Origin of the sequence: Streptacidiphilus carbonis (genome assembly GCF_000787775.1) — a bacterium.
GTDB lineage: Bacteria > Actinomycetota > Actinomycetes > Streptomycetales > Streptomycetaceae > Streptacidiphilus > Streptacidiphilus carbonis.
Genome location: NZ_BBPM01000008.1, coordinates 150,888 through 168,107, shown reverse-complemented (window position 1 = coordinate 168,107; position 17,220 = coordinate 150,888). Strand labels below are relative to the sequence as shown.

Genomic DNA, 17,220 nt, shown 5'->3' with positions numbered 1-17,220 from the left:
CGAGCCGGGTTCGGGCGGGTTCGGAAGCGTTGCCGGACAGCACTTCGGGCAGAGGGTTTGAATTTTCGCCGGAAAGAGGGTTTCCTTTCCTACAAGTAATCCATGCTTTTGAGGAAAGGGAAGCCCGTGGCGCAGAAGGTCCAGGTCCTTCTTGTCGATGATCTCGAGGGCGGCGAGGCGGACGAGACGGTGACGTTTGCTCTCGACGGGGTTGCCTACGAGATCGATCTCACGCACACGAACGCCGGCAAGCTCCGCGAGCTGCTGGCGCCGTACACAGACAAGGGCCGCAAGCAGAGCGGGCGCGGTGCCGTCAGCGGCGGCCGCGGCCGCGGCCGTTCGCCGCGTCCGGTGGGCGGGAACCCGGACACGGCCAAGATCCGTGCCTGGGCCAAGGAGAACGGCCACGAGGTCAACGACCGCGGCCGGGTGCCGAGCACGGTCCGCGAGGCGTACGAGAAGGCCAACGGCTGACGGCCGGCGACTTCGCGCGCCCGGTACGAGGCTGTACGGGGCCGTACCGGCCGGAGGTCGGGCGTCAGCGGACGCCGCCCTCCAGGAGGGCCCGTACGCAGGCGTCCGCGAGGGTGTCCAGGGTCTGCGGCAGCTGGTGCTCCGCGAGGGCGTCAGCGGCCCCGTGGCGGGCCTGGTGGGGCACCAGCGGCATGGGGCGGGTGCGCAGCACCCCGTCCAGGTGTCCCCAGCCCAGCCACTGCAGCAGTTCGGGGACGTCCTCGGCGCTGCCGGGGGCCAGCCGCAGCAGCAGCCGGTCGCCCTCCACGGCGACCTGGCCGCAGGGCCGTCCACGCCTGCGCAGCTGCGCGAGCGCGGCCAGCCCCGCGTCCAGCGGGGCCTCCACGGCGTCGTGCTGATGGGTGGTCACATCCTGCCCAACTCGCGACAGCCGGCTCCGGTTACGCTGGGGGTCCCTTCCGCTGCCCGCTGTCACGCATCCGGCCCGCACCGATCGTCCGACTTCTCGGTAGGCGAACACCTGATGCGGGAAAGTCGGTATGGACCTGGGTGCACCGCGGGTATGAATGCCCATGTGAGGACTGTGCGCCCGAATCCTCGCGGCGTGTCGGGGGAAGCGTTCGCCGTCGGCGTAGCGTTTCCGGGTGGATCTGCCTGGCCTGCGGGAACACCATCCCGCAGCATTCGGTTGGAGTCATTGTCCGCCGTCGCGAGCATTGCGGGACGGTGGGGTGTCGGCGGTTGAAGTGAGCTGTTCCGGCCTCCGGGACTAGCATGCGGAAGGACAGGGAGGGGACCGACCCCTCACTGCCCGACCGCTCTGAGGAGCGATTAACGATGTTCGAGAGGTTCACCGACCGCGCGCGGCGGGTTGTCGTCCTGGCTCAGGAAGAAGCCCGGATGCTCAACCACAACTACATCGGCACCGAGCACATCCTCCTGGGCTTGATCCACGAGGGTGAGGGTGTCGCCGCTAAGGCCCTGGAGAGCCTCGGGATTTCGCTCGAGGCGGTCCGCCAGCAGGTTGAGGAGATCATCGGACAGGGGCAGCAGGCCCCGTCCGGCCACATCCCCTTCACTCCTCGGGCGAAGAAGGTCCTGGAGCTGTCGCTCCGCGAGGCCCTCCAGCTCGGCCACAACTACATCGGGACCGAGCACATCCTGCTCGGCCTCATCCGCGAGGGCGAGGGCGTCGCCGCCCAGGTCCTCGTGAAGCTCGGCGCCGACCTGAACCGGGTCCGGCAACAGGTCATCCAGCTGCTGTCCGGCTACTCGGGCGGCAACAAGGAGTCGGCCACGGCCGGCGGCCCGACCGAGGGCACCCCCTCGACCTCGCTGGTCCTGGACCAGTTCGGGCGCAACCTCACCCAGGCTGCCCGCGAGTCCAAGCTCGACCCGGTGATCGGGCGCGAGAAGGAGATCGAGCGGGTCATGCAGGTGCTGTCCCGCCGCACCAAGAACAATCCGGTGCTGATCGGCGAGCCCGGCGTCGGCAAGACCGCCGTCGTGGAGGGCCTGGCCCAGGCGATCGTCAAGGGCGAGGTGCCCGAGACGATCAAGGACAAGCAGCTCTACACGCTGGACCTGGGCGCCCTGGTCGCCGGCTCCCGCTACCGCGGCGACTTCGAGGAGCGCCTGAAGAAGGTGCTCAAGGAGATCCGCACCCGCGGCGACATCATCCTGTTCATCGACGAGATCCACACCCTGGTGGGTGCGGGCGCCGCCGAGGGCGCGATCGACGCCGCCTCGATCCTCAAGCCGATGCTGGCCCGCGGTGAGCTGCAGACCATCGGCGCCACCACGCTGGACGAGTACCGCAAGCACCTGGAGAAGGACGCCGCGCTGGAGCGCCGCTTCCAGCCGATCCAGGTCGCCGAGCCCTCGCTCAAGCACACCATCGAGATCCTCAAGGGCCTCCGCGACCGCTACGAGGCGCACCACCGGGTCTCCATCACCGACGCGGCCCTGGTCGCGGCGGCGACCCTGGCGGACCGCTACATCTCGGACCGCTTCCTGCCGGACAAGGCCATCGACCTCATCGACGAGGCCGGCTCGCGCATGCGCATCCGCCGCATGACCGCGCCGCCGGACCTGCGCGAGTTCGACGAGAAGATCGCCGGCGTCCGTCGGGACAAGGAGTCCGCGATCGACGCGCAGGACTTCGAGAAGGCCGCCTCGCTCCGCGACTCGGAGAAGCAGCTCCTGCAGGCCAAGGCCAAGCGGGAGAAGGAGTGGAAGGCCGGCGACATGGACGTCGTCGCCGAGGTGGACGAGGAGCTGATCGCCGAGGTGCTGGCGACGGCCACCGGCATCCCGGTCTTCAAGCTCACCGAGGAGGAGTCCTCCCGGCTGCTGCGCATGGAGGACGAGCTGCACAAGCGCGTCATCGGCCAGAAGGACGCCATCAAGGCGCTCTCCCAGGCCATCCGGCGCACCCGTGCGGGCCTCAAGGACCCCAAGCGCCCCGGCGGCTCGTTCATCTTCGCCGGCCCGTCCGGCGTCGGTAAGACCGAGCTCAGCAAGACCCTCGCCGAGTTCCTCTTCGGCGACGAGGACGCGCTGATCCAGCTCGACATGTCCGAGTTCAGCGAGAAGCACACCGTCTCGCGGCTGTTCGGCTCGCCTCCCGGCTACGTCGGGTACGAGGAGGGCGGCCAGCTGACCGAGAAGGTGCGGCGCAAGCCGTTCTCGGTGGTCCTCTTCGACGAGGTCGAGAAGGCCCACCCGGACATCTTCAACTCGCTGCTGCAGATCCTGGAGGACGGTCGCCTGACCGACAGCCAGGGCCGGGTGGTCGACTTCAAGAACACGGTCATCATCATGACCACCAACCTCGGCACCCGGGACATCTCCAAGGGGTTCAACCTGGGCTTCGCCGCCCAGGGCGACATCTCCACCGGGTACGAGCGGATGAAGAACAAGGTCGGCGAGGAGCTCAAGCAGCACTTCCGCCCCGAGTTCCTCAACCGCGTCGACGACATCGTGGTGTTCCACCAGCTGTCCGAGGAAGACATCATCCAGATCGTCGACCTCATGGCCGCCAAGGTGGACGGCCGGCTGCAGGACCGCGACATGGGTCTGGAACTGACCCCCGCCGCCAAGTCCTTGCTGGCCAAGCGCGGCTACGACCCGATCCTGGGCGCCCGCCCGCTGCGCCGCACCATCCAGCGCGAGATCGAGGACGTGCTCTCGGAGAAGATCCTCTTCGGCGAGCTGCGCTCCGGCCACATCGTCCTGGTCGACGTCGAGGGTGAGGGCAAGAACGCCAAGTTCACCTTCACCGGCGCCGACAAGGTCCCGGTGGCCGACGCCCCGCCGGTCGCCGCCAGCGGCCCGGACCTCAGCAAGGGCTGATCCGCACCGAACGCAGGCAGGGCCCGGTTCCCCGAGAGGGGGCCGGGCCCCTGCCTTGTGGCTGTCGGCCGGCGCCGCCGGTGGGCCCGGGGCTCTGGGCGCAGGGCTCGGGGCACAGGGCACAGGGCTCGGGGCTCAGGGGATGGTGAACCGGCGGACCTCGGTGGGGGAGGCGCTCTGGCCGATACCGAAGATCGAGAGCGGTACCGGGGGCGAGTAGCACTGGATCTCGACCTGGCAGTCGTGCAGCTCGCCGAATTCGCCGTTGAGCACGGTCTCGTCCGGAGGCTCCGGGCCTTCCTGGACCAGGGACAGCCGGCGCAGGCCCGGGTAGACCCGGGCGAGCTCGGGGAGGTGGTCGAGGCCGGTCGGGAGCAGCAGTTCCAGTTCGGTGGTCTGCGGGAGCGGGCGCTGCCGGGGCAGGGTGGCGAGGTCCTCGTGGGTGATCCGGAGCCGGCGCAGCCCTCCCAGGTCCTGCAGCGGCTCCCGTTGGTGCTCGCCGGTGCGGGACGCGTCGAAGGCCAGGTGGCGCAGTCCGGCGACGGAGCCCAGCTGCTCCCAGAAGCCGGGGCCGGTCTCGTAGCGGCCGATGTGGAGACGGGTCAGACCGGGCGGCAGGGCCAGGCCGGGGATCGGGGTCTCGCTGACGATGCCCAGTTCCCGGACGGTTGCGGCGGTGGCCAGGGCGTCGGCGTTCCGCAGCTCGGTGTTGGTGTGCAGGTACAGCTCCTCCACCGGGTGGCGGGGGATCGGGCCGAGGTCGATCGGGGAACTGCAGTCGCTGAGCCAGAAGTTGCGGGCCCCGGTGCGGCGCAGCACCGCGTCGACGTCGATCGGGTTGGGGATGTCGTGCAGCCGCAGGTGGTCCAGCCCGGGCGGGAGCAGGGCCAGGTCGTCCATGGTCAGCGGTCCGGCGCACTCGATGTTCGGCCGATGGCCCAGGGTCAGCAGGAACTCCAGCTGCTCCCGGGATCTGACGACGAATCGGAAGCTGTCGTGGTAGGTCAGCTTGGCGATGACCCGCTCGCCGTACTCCCGGGTGTCGAAGCGGCCCCAGGCGAAGGTGAGCTGGCCGCGCACGGTGGTCGAGGGGTGGTCGGCGAACCGGGCGATCAGCGGGATGGCCTGGCTGGTGGCGACGGTGGTGGCGGCGACCGCCACGGAGTAGGCGGTCCTGGCGTCCAGGCCCTCCGGGCCGGGCAGCAGTCCGAGGATCAGCGGACCGATGGTGGCCAGGTCCCGGGCGGCCTCGCTGTCGCGGGGCGGGATGAGCGGGGCGGTGCGCTCGGTGACCTCCTGCCGGACGGCCGGTTCGAGTTCGGTCGCGTGTTCGAGGCAGCTGGCCGCGAGCAGGCAGAGCCCGAGGTCGTCGTCGGCGTCGGCCTTGCGCAGCAGGTCGCGCAGCAGCCTGGCCCGCTCGCGCGGGCGGCCGTGGCCGACCGCCATCCGGATCACGTCGTGCCACTGGTCGTCGTGGGCGTTGCCGACCAGCAGGCCGAAGTCCTCGTCCTCGACCGCGGCCTTGGCGGCCAGGTAGTCCTGGAAGGTGCGGTGCACGAAGCAGACGCTCTCGGCCGTCGGCGTCTGCAGCAGTCCGCTGCGGACCAGCAGGTGGTGCAGCACCGCCTCGGCGTCGACGGTGATGGCCGGCATGGCCGGGAGGACCTCCTCCAGCTTGCGGACGGCCAGCCCGCGCTCGATCTCCACGGCTCCGTTCCTGGCCAGCCAGTAGGCCAACCGCTGCAGCAGCTGCACCTGCTGATCGACCGTCAGCCGCAAGCCGTCCTGGCCCAGGATGCCGCGCTCGCGGTCGCGGCGGACCAGCAGCATCTCCAGGGCGGCGGCGTAGAGCTCCATCCGGCCCTCGGGGAGGTAGCCGTTGCGGTCCCGGTTGAGCGCGCAGATCAGCGCGCACATCAGCGGGCTGTCGGCGAGCCGGCCCAGGTCCTGCTTGGTGACCACGGCGGAGCGCAGCGTCTCGCACCAGTCCTGGAGCCGGGGGTCGTCCCCGGCGGCGCTGTGCCACTTGCCGATGAAGGCGGAGACGTCGTCGCGGCCCATCGGCAGCAGTTCCAGCTCGGTGAAGCCCGCCTGGGTGAGCCAGCCCTCGCGGACGGCGGCGGGGCGGGTGGTGACCACGTAGCGGCAGTCGGGGTAGGCGTCCAGCAGGTCGAGCAGCCAGCGGCGGGTCCGGGCCCGGTCCGCCTCGGGGACCTCGTCCACCCCGTCCACCAGCAGCAGGATGCGTCCGGCGGCGAGTTGCGCGGTGACCCAGCCGGCCGCGCCGGCGCTGCCGCTGAGCGGTTTGGCGACGGCGGCCAGGAACTCCTCCGGGCCGGGGAGCTCATCGCGCCGGGCCACCGCGCGGAGTCGGATCAGCAGCGGTACGCAGTCGTCCGACTCGGCCAGCGAGGGCGGCAGTTCGCGCCGGGCGGCACTGGTGGCCAGCCACTGCAGCAGGGTGGTCTTGCCGGAGCCGGCCGCGCCGCGGACCAGTACCCGGCGGTGCCCGGCCAGGGCGTGCTCGGCCCGCTGGGCCAGCGGTCCCTGGTCGTCGGGCCCCTCGGCGGGGGAGCCGAGCAGCTCCAGGCTGAGGTAGCTGGTGTCCAGCGGCCAGAAGTCCTCGTCGTCGCCGCCCCGGCTCAGGCCGATGATGTGCAGGGTGCTGGACTGCTTGACCACGAAGGCCCGGAGGCGTTCCTCGAAGTCGTCGACGGGGCGCCGGATGTCCGCCCAGGCCAGGACCAGGTTGTTGCGGTCGCAGGTGGACTTGAACGAGGGCGAGTCGAGGACGGCCGCAGCCGGGGTGAGCTCCAGGCGTCCGTGCCGCCACTGGGCCGGGTCCGCGCGGACCACGCCGACCAGGCGGTTCTCGGCGAAGACGGCCGCCCCGGAGAAGCCGGCCCAGGGTGAGCCGCCGTCGGCCCGCCCGGTGGGCGCTCCGTGCAGGCTGTCCAGCACCTGGCGGTGCCGCAGCAGGCCGGACCCCGGCTTGAGCGTGCCCACCAGCTGCTCCGCGTCCAGCTCGCCGTGGGCGTCGCGCTGGACGTGGGGGTAGCCGACGGCCTGCGCCCCGGGGATCGGGGCCAGGTCCTCGACCCGGCCCCAGACCAGGGTGCTGAACTCCCGGAAGGCGTCCGGCGGGACCAGCTCCCGCGCGGACACCAGCAGGGCCGCGTCGCACTGCTCGTCGTAGCGGCTCCACACGGTGGCGCAGCGCTGCGGACCGGTGCCGTCGGGGACGACCACGGTGGTCGGCGCCTCGTCGTCGACGAGGTGTGCTGCCGTCAGCACCAGCCAGGGCGTGAGCAGGTAGCCCGTGCCCTGGCCCGCACCCTGGACCGCGGCTATCCGCTCCCGCTGCGGGTGTGTCGCCATCTCAGCCGCCGGCGCCGAACCGCGAGGTGCCGCCGGGCCGCGGTTCGCCGACCTCGACCGGCCCGCCCGTGGTCGCGTCCTTGGGCGTGAGGGTGAAGGACACCCGGTGGGTGCTGCCCCGGGAGGCCTTGGCCTCGGCCCCGGCGCTGAGCACCCAGGCCTTCACCCCGCCGCTGGCACCGGCCTCCCGGCGCAGCTCCACCGCGAAGTCCATCTGCACCGGTCCTACCTCGAAGCGGATCGGGGAGTCGGCCCCGTCCCGGGCGGCCTGGACCAGTTGTTCACGGATGGCGCGGACTGCGGTGGCGAGTTCGATCTCGCTGAAGTCGGACACGGATCCCCCGGGGGCGGCGTGAGCTGGAGATCCGACGGTACGACAGGTCCGCGTCCCCCGTCAGCAGTTCGGGCAGCTCACCCCGCCCCCGGCGGCCCGGCGGCGGCCTCAGGCGTTCCGGCGGCGGCGCAGCCACCAGGCCTCGGCGCCCACGGCCAGCAGCAGCAGGACGGCGGTGGCGATGCTGACGGCGTTGCCGAGGGTGGCGTGCGGCGGCGCCAGGCGCACGGTGACGGTGTGCTTCCCGGCCGGCACGGCCACCGTCACCAGGCCCTGGTCGGCCGGGAGCAGGGCGGCGGACCTGCCGTCCACCGTCGCGACCCAGCCGGACTGGTCGGCGTCGGCGACCACGAGGTAGCCGGCGCCCTTGGCGTCGACCTCGGTGGTGACCGTGTCGGTGCCGTCGTGGGTGACGTCCACGCTCGCGGGCTGCCCGGAGGCGGCCGGACCGGGGGAGTCGAGCACGACCTGGTCCGCGCCGACGGTGCCCGAGGAGAGCAGCGCCAGTCGCGTCTCCTGGTCCGGGACGACCGTGGCGGTGGACGCCCAGCGGATCCGCGGCTGGGCGTTCAGCCGCAGGTAGATCGCGGAGTCCTGGACGCGGACCAGCCGCAGTCCGTCGTCCTCGCTCCGGATGGTGGAGAGGGCGAGTGCGCCCCGGTCGGCGCCGACGGTGAGCGGGGTCGACCCGTGCACGGTGAGGCTGGCGGTCAGGACGGTGCCGGCGGCCACGGTGTCCGCGGCGACCGGGACGCTGAACAGGATGTTCTGGGTCATGGTGTTGATGAGCCGGCTGCTGCTGGAGACCGTCCTGCCGGAGGCGTCCTTGATCACTACTTCGAGGGTGGAGTCCTTGTCGACCACCGGCACGTCGGTCGGCCACACGCCGACGCCGCGCAGCGGACCGGTCCCGGGGACCGGGACGGTGACCGTGGTGCCGGGCTGGAGCGTGGTCGTGGTCCCGTCGGTGGCGACGTCCACCTCGTTGCCGAGCACGGGGTCGCTCGGGGCGGTCACGAAGTACTTGGTGCCCAGCAGGTCCAGCACCGGGCTGACCGCCTGGTCGTGGGTGCCCTGGAAGTCGATGTAGGTCTCGAAGAAGATCGGGTCGTCGGGGATCTGCTGGACCAGCGGGGCGAAGGCGGCGTTGATGAAGGTGTGGCCGTTGACCGAGCGCAGGTCGTAGGCGGCGTTGGTGCCGAACACCATGCCTGTCATCGAACTGGCGAACCGCTGGCCGCCCAGGTTGGCAGCCAGGTACTGGTGGGTGTCGGTCTCCGGGTAGAAGGCCTTGGTGCTGGACTTGGCGTAGTACGCCGACATGTAGGCCCCGCCCTGGGCGGCCACCAGCAGCGGAAGCGCGGCCGCGGCGGCGAAGCGCAGGACGCGCAGCGGCGGCCTGCCGCCTGACAGCGGGTCGGGCCGCCGTACCAGCCGCAGCACCAGGGCGCAGGCGCCGGCGGCCACCAGCATCAGCGCGCCGATCAGCAGATGGTGCGTGAAGGCGTCCTTGGACACCTTGTCCCCGGTGGCCGCCACGTCATGGTGGCCGAGGACCACCAGGACGGCACCCGCCGCCAGCAGGCCCGCGCCCAGCACGTAGGGCCAGTGCCGGAGCAGCGCCGCCCGGCCGGTCAGCCGGGGCAGCTCGGACCGGCGGCGCAGCAGCAGGTCGAAGCCGACCGCGGCGAGGACGGCGAGCAGGAAGTCGAGGACGCTGCGGGCCCGGCCGATGAAGTTGGCGGCGAACAGGGCACGCGCCACCGGCATCCGCTGCACCAGCTCCAGCGGCGCGCCGCCGACGTAGATCAGCACGCCCCAGCCCGCGGACAGCGCGAACAGCAGCGCCCAGGTGCCGCGCGGCAGCAGCGCCCGGCCCCGGCGCGGCATGGCGAAGGCGACGAGGACCAGCACCACCGCGGCGGCGCTGATGTACGACATGGCCTCGACGAGGTTGGGCTGCAGGATGAACATCGGCAGCTGGGTGGCGTTGGCGGTGCCGAAGACCCAGGGGCTGAACGACTCCAGCAGGTTGACGGCGGCCAGGTGCATCTGCGGCGTCTGCTCACGCCCCTCGACCAGCCAGGTCGGGTAGAAGTAGAGGAAGCCCACCATCTGGAACATCGCCAGGCCGGCGCCGGCCGCCGTCCCGCCCAGCGCGCCGAGCGCGGTGAGGAGCAGCCGCCGCGGCGTGGACCTGTACTCGGCGAGCAGCCGGACCAGGGTGTACACGCCGGCGGTCAGCAGCGCGTAGGACGTCACCGAGGGGAAGCCGCCCAGCAGCAGTGAGGCGACGGGCACCGCGACCAGGGCCGCATCGCGCACCCTGCGCTCCTGGATCAGCCGTTCCAGGGTCCAGAAGAGCACCGGGATGAAGGCCGCCACCCTGGTCTGCGGGAAGCCCACCCAGGACACCATGAAGGCGCTGCCGGCGAACACCAGGCCGCCGGTGACCGCGGCGGCGGGGGAGACCCGGAGCCTGCGCAGGAACAGGAAACTTCCCGCGACGGCGCAGACGATCTCCAACAGCCGCCCGTAGGCGGGGGCGATCCAGGTCGGCAGCAGGTAGTACGGGATGGTCAGCGGCGACAGCAGGGCCTGGTTGGGGACATTGCCGAGGTTGGTGCCACCGGCCTCGTAGGGGTTCCAGCCGGTGCCCTCGCCGTTGGCCAGCTCCTGCTTGAACAGGATGGTCGAGGGCAGCTCGGAGGTGTAGGTGTCGTCCAGCAGCCAGTTGTGCGTGGGCGGCCCGGTGAGCCCGGCGTCGGACCAGGGACTGGAGGCGACCATCTCGTCGGTCGCGGTCAGCGTCGAGTTGCCGGCCAGCTGACCCCCGATGCCCCAGAGGGCGAAGAGCACAGCGGCGAGCACTGCCAGCACGCTCAGCGGGCGTGGCGGATTACGGCGTCGAAGCATCGTTGTCCCAGGCAGGTACGTCGCGGTCGGGAGGGTGCCGGCGGCACTGGCTTCCAGAGGATAGGGGTGAGCTTAGGGGAGACGTCTGCCGGAGTCCCGTGAGGGGTCCCCACAATTGATTCACAGGAATGGCCGTGAAGTCGATCACCACGGAAAAATGAGAGGATAGCCAAACCCCACCGCCGCTGGATAGCGTATGGGCTGCTGTCCGGGGGGATGCATGGCACTCCTTAATCTTCGCCTCCGAGCGTATTCGGGCCGGGGGCCCCCGAGAGGAATACCCAGCGTGATGCTCACCGATCCCGGCCGCTCCTTCGAGGAGGCCGAGCCGGAGGCCGTCAAGGCCGCCGAGGCCGACCACGCCGACCAGGCGGACGCCTCCGACCGGCCGCACGTCTCTATCGTCCTGCCCTGCTACAACGAGGAACCCCACCTCCTGCTGGAGCTGACGCGGATCAGCCAGGCGATGGACGAGTCGGGCTACACCTACGAGCTGCTGGCCGTCGACGACTGCTCCACGGACGGCACCCTCAAGGTGATCCAGCAGGCAGAGCTGGAGTTTCCGAACGTGCGGGCGATCGCGTTCCGCCGCAACGGCGGGGCCGGGACCGTGCGCCGGATCGGCTCGCAGATGGCCCGGGGCGAGATCGTGGTCTGGACCGACGCGGACATGACCTACCCCAACGAGCGCATCCCGGAGCTGGTCCGGATGCTCGACGAGGACGGCAGTATCGACCAGGTCGTCGGCGCCCGCACCTCCGAGGAGGGCTCGCACAAGATTCTCCGCGTACCCGCCAAATGGGTTGTCAGGAAGATCGCCGAAAAACTGGCCGGCCAACGTATCCCGGACCTTAACTCCGGGTTGCGAGCAATGCGACGGGAGATTGCGCTTCCGTATCTTCGACTGCTGCCGCCCGGTTTCTCCTGCGTCACAACGATCACCCTGGCATTCCTTTCGAATCAGCACGACATCAGCTACCTGCCGATCGACTACGCCAAAAGGGCGGGCAAGTCCAAGTTCAGGTTCGTCAAGGACGCCTACCGGTACATCCTCCAAGTCCTGCGCATGGTGATGTACTTCAACCCGCTCAAGGTGCTGATGCCGCTCGCCCTGTGGCTGATCGGCATCGGCCTCGCCAAGGGGGTGTACGACATGGTCGAGCACCCGGTGCGGTTCGCCGTCAACACGGTGCTGATCTTCATCACCGGCCTGCTGATCGCCTCGCTGGCGCTGCTGGCCGACCTGATCGTGCGGTCCAGGCAGGACTGACCGGGGTTCAGCTCTCGCGTTCAGCCCGCTGGTTCAGCCCTTGGTGAGCAGGTCCACCAAGGGCTGGACCACTTCCGCCGGGCCGAAGCGGTCCTCGGCCGCGGAGCGGGCCGCCTGCTTCATCCGGTCCAGCTCCGCCCGGTCCTCGGCGAGCCCGCGCAGCGCCGCGGCCAGCGCCTCCGGGTCGCCCGGCGGCACCAGCAGCGCAGCGGCGCCCAGCTCGCGCCGCTGCGGCTCGGTGTCGGAGGTGATCAGCGCGCAGCCGGCCGCGGCACCCTGGAAGACCTTGTTGGGGACCACCCGCAGCGCCTTGGGGCCGGTGCCGAAGATGCCCAGGCAGACGTCGTGGGCGGCCACCACGGCGGGCAGTTCGGCGGCTGGCACCCAGTCCAGCCAGCGGACAGAGGCGTCGGCCGGTGCGGCGCCGCGGGCCGCCTCGGAGTCCTGGCCGTGCCCGATCATCGTCAGCTCGACCGGCACGCCGTCCAGGTCGGCCAGGGCCGCGGTGATGACCGCGGCGCCCTGCAGCGGGGTGAACAGGCCGTAGAAGACCGCGCTCAGCGGGGCGGGGGCGGCGTCTGCGACCGTTCCGGCGTTCCGGGCGTTCCGGGCGTTCTCCGCGTCGCGGGCCGCGGCGGCCGCGGCGCCCGCCTCGAACCAGTAGTCGGGCGCGCCGACCGGGACCACCAGGGCGCGCTCCCGGTCGGCCTCGGGCAGCGCCTGCCGGTGCTCCTCGGTGTCCACCACGACCACCGTGGCGGCCTTCAGCGCGCCCGAGTCGATGGCCTGCAGCAGCACCTGCTTGAGGCCGCCGCCGGACAGCCTGCGGTCCCGGGCCGTGTCGCCGGCGCTGATCAGGTGGTCCAGCACGATCGGGGTGCGCCGGAACAGCAGCCGGGCCAGCCGCACGTCGAAGTGGCCGAGGTAGCCGACCAGCACCACGTCCGGCCGCGGCATCCGCCGCGCCGTCCGGGCCAGCCGCCACCAGCGCGAGGCCAGCCGGAGCAGCAGCAGCGGCACCCGCCAGGGCTGGGCCAGCATGGCCACCCGGCCCGCGGTGTCCAGGCCCAGCGGGACGTTGCACTCCTGCACGTCCATGCCGTGGGAGCGCAGCCCGTCGGCGATGATGCCGACCCGGGGGTGCGAGGACGTGTCATAGGTGCCGAAGACCAGAACGCGCATGGGACGAACAGTAGGGCACCCGGCGGCACGGCCGAGGCGGGACCGGAAGTTCAGCCTCCGTATGGCAATTCGACACTCGCAGCGGCCGTTCCGAACGGGCTAGAGTGACCGCGGTCGACTTGATGTCAGCGCTTGAGGGGTTGCTATGGACGCCAGGACGACGGGAGACCGTCCGGGATCGGCGCCGGTCATGGACGCGGTCGCACCGCTGATGCCGAACACCTGGCTCAGGTACGACGCGATCTCCCGGCTGCTGCCCGACGGGGTGACCGACGTCCTGGAGATCGGTTGCGGGCAGGGCGCCGTGGGAGCGCGGCTCGCGCTGCGCTACGACGACTACCTGGGGATCGAGCCGGACGAGACCTCGTACAGCGTGGCCAGCGGGCGGGTGGCCGCGGTCGGCCGGGGCCGGGTGAAGAACCTGATGGCCAAGGAGCTGGGCGACCAGCAGTTCGGCATGGTGTGCGCCTTCGAGGTGCTGGAGCACCTGGAGGACGACAAGGCGGCGCTGGCGGAGTTCGCCGAGAAGGTGAAGCCCGGCGGGTGGCTGCTGCTGTCGGTGCCGGCCTACCAGGACCGGTTCGGCGCCTGGGACGAGCTGGTGGGGCACTTCCGCCGCTACGACCCGGCCGGCCTGACCGGGCTGCTGCACAGCGCCGGGTTCGAGGACGTCGAGGTGCTGCACTGCGGCGCGGGGCTGGGCTTCGTCCTCGAGGGCATCCGCAACGCCATCGGCAGGCGCCGGCTGGCCCGCGCCGCGGACACCTCGATCGAGGAGCGCACCGCAGGCTCCGGCCGGCTGTTCCAGCCGAGCGGCCGGCTGCGCGGCGCGGCCATCCGGCTGGGCACCGACCCGTTCCGACTGCTCCAGCGGGCGTTCCCGGAGAAGGGCACCGGACTGGTCGTCCGCGCCCGCCGCAGCGCCACCGCGACCGCACAGGCCTGACCGTCGCCGGGACGGAGCCGAACCGGTGCCGCATCCGCACCCGCGTCCACCCCGGTCCCCGGGCACGGGAGCGCGTGGGCCGGCGGTCGGGCCCGGCCACAGCTCCGACGGTTATGCTCCCCGCATGCCCGACCCCGCAGTCAACGAAGCTGAGCGCGACCTGTCCCAGCGCACCCGCACTCCGGACAGCGGGGTTCGGACGGGCTGGGTCGGACGGCTGCGGGGCGTCATGAACAAGGGTCCGATGGGCCGGGTCGTCCGGGTGGTCTTCGTGCTGGCGGCGGTCGGGCTCGGCGGCTACGCGCTGGCCTCGCGCTGGGGCGAGGTCAAGTCCGGGCTGTCGCAACTCGGCTGGGCGGCTCTGGCCGGAGCGCTCGCCGCCCTGCTGCTGGCGTCGCTGACGAGCATGCAGGCCTGGCGGACGCTGCTGGCGGGCTTCGGCTCCCGGCCGCCGCTGCGCGGGGCGTCGCAGGTGTTCTTCGTGGGCCAGCTCGGCAAGTACCTCCCGGGTTCGGTGTGGTCCGTGGTGGCGCAGATGGACCTCGGCCGGGCGTACCGGATCCCGCCGCGCCGCTCGGCGAGTTCGGCCGCGCTCGCGATGCTGGTCTCCCTCGCCAGCGGGCTGCTCTGCACGGCCTGCGCGCTGCCCTTCCTGCAGGGCGGATCGACCGGCGGCTACGGCTGGGCGTTCCTGGCCGTCCCGGTGATCCTGGCCGCGCTGCACCCCCGGCTGCTCAACCCGCTGCTGGACCGGCTGCTCAGGCTGGCCCGCCGCCCGGCCCTGGAGCACCGGGTCTCCGGCCGGACCGTCGCCCTGTCGCTGTGCTGGTCGCTGTTGTACTGGGCGCTGACCGGGCTGCAGATCTGGATCCTGGCGGTGGGCATGGGCGCGCCCATGGTGAAGTCGCTGGCACCCGCCGTCGGCGGATTCGCCTTCGCCTGGAGCGCGGGCTTCCTGGTCATCTTCGCCCCGGCCGGGGCCGGGGTGCGCGAGGTGATCCTGGTCGCGATGCTCTCCCCGGTCATGGACGTGGGTCGGGCCACGGCGCTGGCCCTGGTCTCCAGGGTGCTGACGATGGTGGCCGATCTGGTCGCAGCCGCGGTGGCGGGCTGGTTCGGTCGGCGGAAGCCGGCCCCGGCGCCGGAGGTGGATCCGCGCGTTGGTCCGGGCGCGGATCCGGTGCCGCCTGCGCAGGGGGACCCGGGGGACCGGGACCCCGGCTGACCCGCAGCTCGTCCAGCGCCGCGCGCACCAGCGCGGCCGCGCCCCCGGGTTCGGCGACGTCCGCCCAGGTGAAGCGGAGCAGCGGTCGGCCGTCGCGGTGCGAGCGGGCCGGCCCGTCACGTCGGCCGCAGACCTCGCCGAGCAGCGGGCGGCGCAGCCCGCGGTGCCAGCAGAACGCCGACCGGGCCACCTGGAGCTGGTCCGGGGCGACCCCACCGCGGACGCAGTCCAGCCGTACGGCGGACTCCAGCGGGGCCGCGGCCCTTCCGTCCGCCAGCGGCAGCAGCGTGCGGGCCGGATCGGCCCGCGGCCGGTAGCGCAGCGCCCGGTCGACCGCGCCGAGGTCGGTGAGCAGGCCCTGGTGCAGCGCCGAGTCCAGCAGGCCGAGCCCCTGCTCCTCGGGCAGCCGCAGCAGCAGGTCGGCCAGGGTGCGCGGCACTGAGGTCAGCGGCAGCCCGCGGCGCTGCACCACCTCACCCGGGCCCAGTGCCGCCAGGTGCAGCCGTAACCGCAGGTCGGGACGGGGATGGCGGCCGCGTGGGAGATAGACGTCGACATGCGGCGGCTCGGACGCCAGCCCGCGCAGCCGCAGCAGCCGGGCCGCCGCCCCGAGGCCGACCACGCTGGTGGGCCCGCAGCGCAGATGGGCCGCCCAGGCCCGGGCCAGCAGCGGCGGCCGGCCGCCGGGGCCGCGCGCCGTGGGCGGGGTGGTCAGGTACACCCCGTGGTGCATCGCCGCCCAGCGGCCCTGCCGGACCAGGGAGCGGATCTGGTCCCTGGGCAGCCCTGCCTCCAGGGCCTGCCGGGCCAGCACCACGCCTCCCTGGCGGCGGGCGACGACATCGAGGGTGCGGTGCGCCTGCACCGCTGCGGAATGAGTCATGGGTCGAGCGTGCCGGGTGCGGCGGTGATCCGCACATCCGCCCTGTGGATAACTTGGTGCCGGTCTGATGATCGGTCAGGAGCTGTTGCCGGCGGCCTCGACCGCGCCCTCGGCTATCGCCTCCTCGACCTCCGACACCCGGGCCGCCTCCTCGGCGGCGAAGCGCTCGGCGTCCAGCTTCTCGGCGATCTCCTCGTCCTGCCGCATCAGCAGGTCCAGGTTGGAGTCGCCCAGCTCCAGCACGCCCATGTCGACGTAGGCCTGCTGCAGCCGCGGCCCCCACAGCCCGATGTCCTTGACGCAGGGCACGATCCGGGAGAACAGCAGTTTGCGGAAGAACTGCAGGTACTCGCTCTGCTCGCTGATGTCCTCGGCGTCCTTCAGCGGGATGCCGAAGTTGGTCAGCACCTCGACCCCCCGCAGCCGGTCCCGCATCAGGTAGCAGCCCTCGATCACGAACTCCTCGCGCTCGGCCAGCTCCGCCGCGGACAGGCCGGCGTAGTAGTCGCGCAGCGCCATCCGCCCGAACGCCACATGCCGGGCCTCGTCCTGCATCACGTACGCCAGCAGCTGCTTGGGCAGCGGCTTGGTGGTCGTGTCCCGGAGCAGCCCGAAGGCGGCCAGCGCCAGGCCCTCGATCAGCACCTGCATGCCGAGGTAGGGCATGTCCCAGCGGGAGTCGCGCAGGGTGTCGCCGAGCAGCGCCTGGAGGTTGTCGTTGATCGGGTAGAGCATCCCCATCTTCTCGTGCAGGAAGCGGGAGTAGAGCTCGGCGTGCCGGGCCTCGTCCATGGTCTGCGTCGCCGAGTAGAACTTGGCGTCCAGGTCGGGGACCGACTCGACGATCCGGGCCGCGCAGACCATCGCGCCCTGCTCACCGTGCAGGAACTGGCTGAACTGCCAGGAGGCGTAGTGCCGGCGCAGGTCGGCCCGCTCCTTGGAGCTGAACCTGTCCCAGTACTTGGTGCCGTGGATGGCCATGGCCTCGTCCGGCAGCCCCAGCGGGTCGTAGGGGTCGACCTCCAGGGACCAGTCGATCCGCTTGACCGCGTCCCACTGCTTGTCCTTGCCCTTCTGGTACAGGGCGAGCAAGCGGTCCCGGCCGTCGTCGTACTCCCAGTTGAACCGGGCCGCGCCGGACGCGGGGACGGTCCAGGTTCCTTCGGCGACCGGGACGGTGTAGAGGGGGTGGGTCGACATCGAGGCGCTCCTCGTCCTGTGCGTTGCCGGGTGGTGCAGGGCACATTGAGGAGCGTCA

At 71.8% G+C, this 17,220-nt stretch carries 11 protein-coding genes and 1 pseudogene; 5 read left to right on the top strand and 7 right to left on the bottom strand.

The features are described 5' to 3' along the window. Positions 1-126: 126 nt before the first annotated feature. The gene (locus TR46_RS09035) at positions 127-474 is read left to right on the top strand and encodes a histone-like nucleoid-structuring protein Lsr2 (RefSeq protein WP_030254099.1); all 348 of its coding nucleotides are present in this window, start codon (positions 127-129) and stop codon (positions 472-474) included. Between the two features lie 64 nt (positions 475-538). Here TR46_RS09035 and TR46_RS09030 read toward each other — a convergent pair whose 3' ends face one another. After that, positions 539-883: a hypothetical protein gene (locus TR46_RS09030; RefSeq protein ID WP_052432648.1), complete on the bottom strand. Its 345-nt coding sequence runs from the start codon at positions 881-883 to the stop codon at positions 539-541. A gap of 428 nt (positions 884-1,311) precedes the next feature. Between TR46_RS09030 and TR46_RS09025 the strand changes: the two genes are divergently transcribed. After that, the gene (locus TR46_RS09025; RefSeq protein ID WP_042396449.1) at positions 1,312-3,828 is read left to right on the top strand and encodes an ATP-dependent Clp protease ATP-binding subunit; all 2,517 of its coding nucleotides are present in this window, start codon (positions 1,312-1,314) and stop codon (positions 3,826-3,828) included. Between the two features lie 135 nt (positions 3,829-3,963). Here the strand turns inward: TR46_RS09025 and TR46_RS37760 are convergent, their stop codons facing one another. The 3 genes from TR46_RS37760 to TR46_RS09005 all read right to left on the bottom strand — a co-directional run bounded on the left by TR46_RS37760 (position 3,964) and on the right by TR46_RS09005 (position 10,411). Then, positions 3,964-7,206: a serine protease gene (locus tag TR46_RS37760; protein ID WP_052432647.1), complete on the bottom strand. Its 3,243-nt coding sequence runs from the start codon at positions 7,204-7,206 to the stop codon at positions 3,964-3,966. 1 nt (position 7,207) lies between these two features. Beyond that, positions 7,208-7,540 (bottom strand): trypco2 family protein, encoded by a 333-nt coding sequence (locus tag TR46_RS09010; RefSeq protein ID WP_042396445.1) that lies wholly within the window; start codon positions 7,538-7,540, stop codon positions 7,208-7,210. Positions 7,541-7,648: 108 nt separating this feature from the next. Continuing rightward, the gene (locus TR46_RS09005) at positions 7,649-10,411 is read right to left on the bottom strand and encodes a putative glycosyltransferase family protein (protein ID WP_152626361.1); all 2,763 of its coding nucleotides are present in this window, start codon (positions 10,409-10,411) and stop codon (positions 7,649-7,651) included. 334 nt (positions 10,412-10,745) lie between these two features. On the opposite strand from TR46_RS09005, the gene TR46_RS09000 reads away from it, so the two are divergent. Continuing rightward, on the top strand, positions 10,746-11,726 hold the full coding sequence (locus TR46_RS09000) for a glycosyltransferase family 2 protein (RefSeq protein ID WP_084718131.1): 981 nt from the start codon (positions 10,746-10,748) through the stop codon (positions 11,724-11,726). A gap of 33 nt (positions 11,727-11,759) precedes the next feature. Here TR46_RS09000 and TR46_RS08995 read toward each other — a convergent pair whose 3' ends face one another. After that, positions 11,760-12,908: a glycosyltransferase gene (locus TR46_RS08995; protein ID WP_042396441.1), complete on the bottom strand. Its 1,149-nt coding sequence runs from the start codon at positions 12,906-12,908 to the stop codon at positions 11,760-11,762. A gap of 145 nt (positions 12,909-13,053) precedes the next feature. Here TR46_RS08995 and TR46_RS08990 point away from each other — a divergent pair, with 145 nt between their 5' ends. Then, on the top strand, positions 13,054-13,854 hold the full coding sequence (locus tag TR46_RS08990) for a class I SAM-dependent methyltransferase (protein WP_201776380.1): 801 nt from the start codon (positions 13,054-13,056) through the stop codon (positions 13,852-13,854). Between the two features lie 124 nt (positions 13,855-13,978). Next, a complete protein-coding gene (locus TR46_RS08985; protein ID WP_052432646.1) occupies positions 13,979-15,079 on the top strand; it encodes a lysylphosphatidylglycerol synthase transmembrane domain-containing protein in 1,101 nt (366 codons plus the stop codon). 724 nt (positions 15,080-15,803) lie between these two features. Here TR46_RS08985 and TR46_RS44070 read toward each other — a convergent pair. Together TR46_RS44070 and TR46_RS08980 are read right to left on the bottom strand one after the other, a co-directional pair. Further along, positions 15,804-15,962: pseudogene (locus TR46_RS44070) on the bottom strand (type IV toxin-antitoxin system AbiEi family antitoxin domain-containing protein); the annotation flags it as partial. Between the two features lie 75 nt (positions 15,963-16,037). Beyond that, on the bottom strand, positions 16,038-17,162 hold the full coding sequence (locus tag TR46_RS08980; RefSeq protein WP_042396438.1) for a ferritin-like domain-containing protein: 1,125 nt from the start codon (positions 17,160-17,162) through the stop codon (positions 16,038-16,040). Between the last annotated feature and the right edge of the window lie 58 nt (positions 17,163-17,220).

Excerpts from the sequence above, each read along its gene's own strand:
- TR46_RS08980 (WP_042396438.1), bottom strand. The coding sequence starts at position 17,162 with ATGTCGACCCACCCCCTCTACACCGTCCCGGTCGCCGAAGGAACCTGG.
- TR46_RS09000 (WP_084718131.1), top strand. The coding sequence starts at position 10,746 with ATGCTCACCGATCCCGGCCGCTCCTTCGAGGAGGCCGAGCCGGAGGCC.
- TR46_RS08990 (WP_201776380.1), top strand. The coding sequence starts at position 13,054 with ATGGACGCCAGGACGACGGGAGACCGTCCGGGATCGGCGCCGGTCATG.
- TR46_RS08995 (WP_042396441.1), bottom strand. The coding sequence starts at position 12,908 with ATGCGCGTTCTGGTCTTCGGCACCTATGACACGTCCTCGCACCCCCGG.
- TR46_RS09025 (WP_042396449.1), top strand. The coding sequence starts at position 1,312 with ATGTTCGAGAGGTTCACCGACCGCGCGCGGCGGGTTGTCGTCCTGGCT.
- TR46_RS37760 (WP_052432647.1), bottom strand. The coding sequence starts at position 7,206 with ATGGCGACACACCCGCAGCGGGAGCGGATAGCCGCGGTCCAGGGTGCG.
- TR46_RS08985 (WP_052432646.1), top strand. The coding sequence starts at position 13,979 with ATGCCCGACCCCGCAGTCAACGAAGCTGAGCGCGACCTGTCCCAGCGC.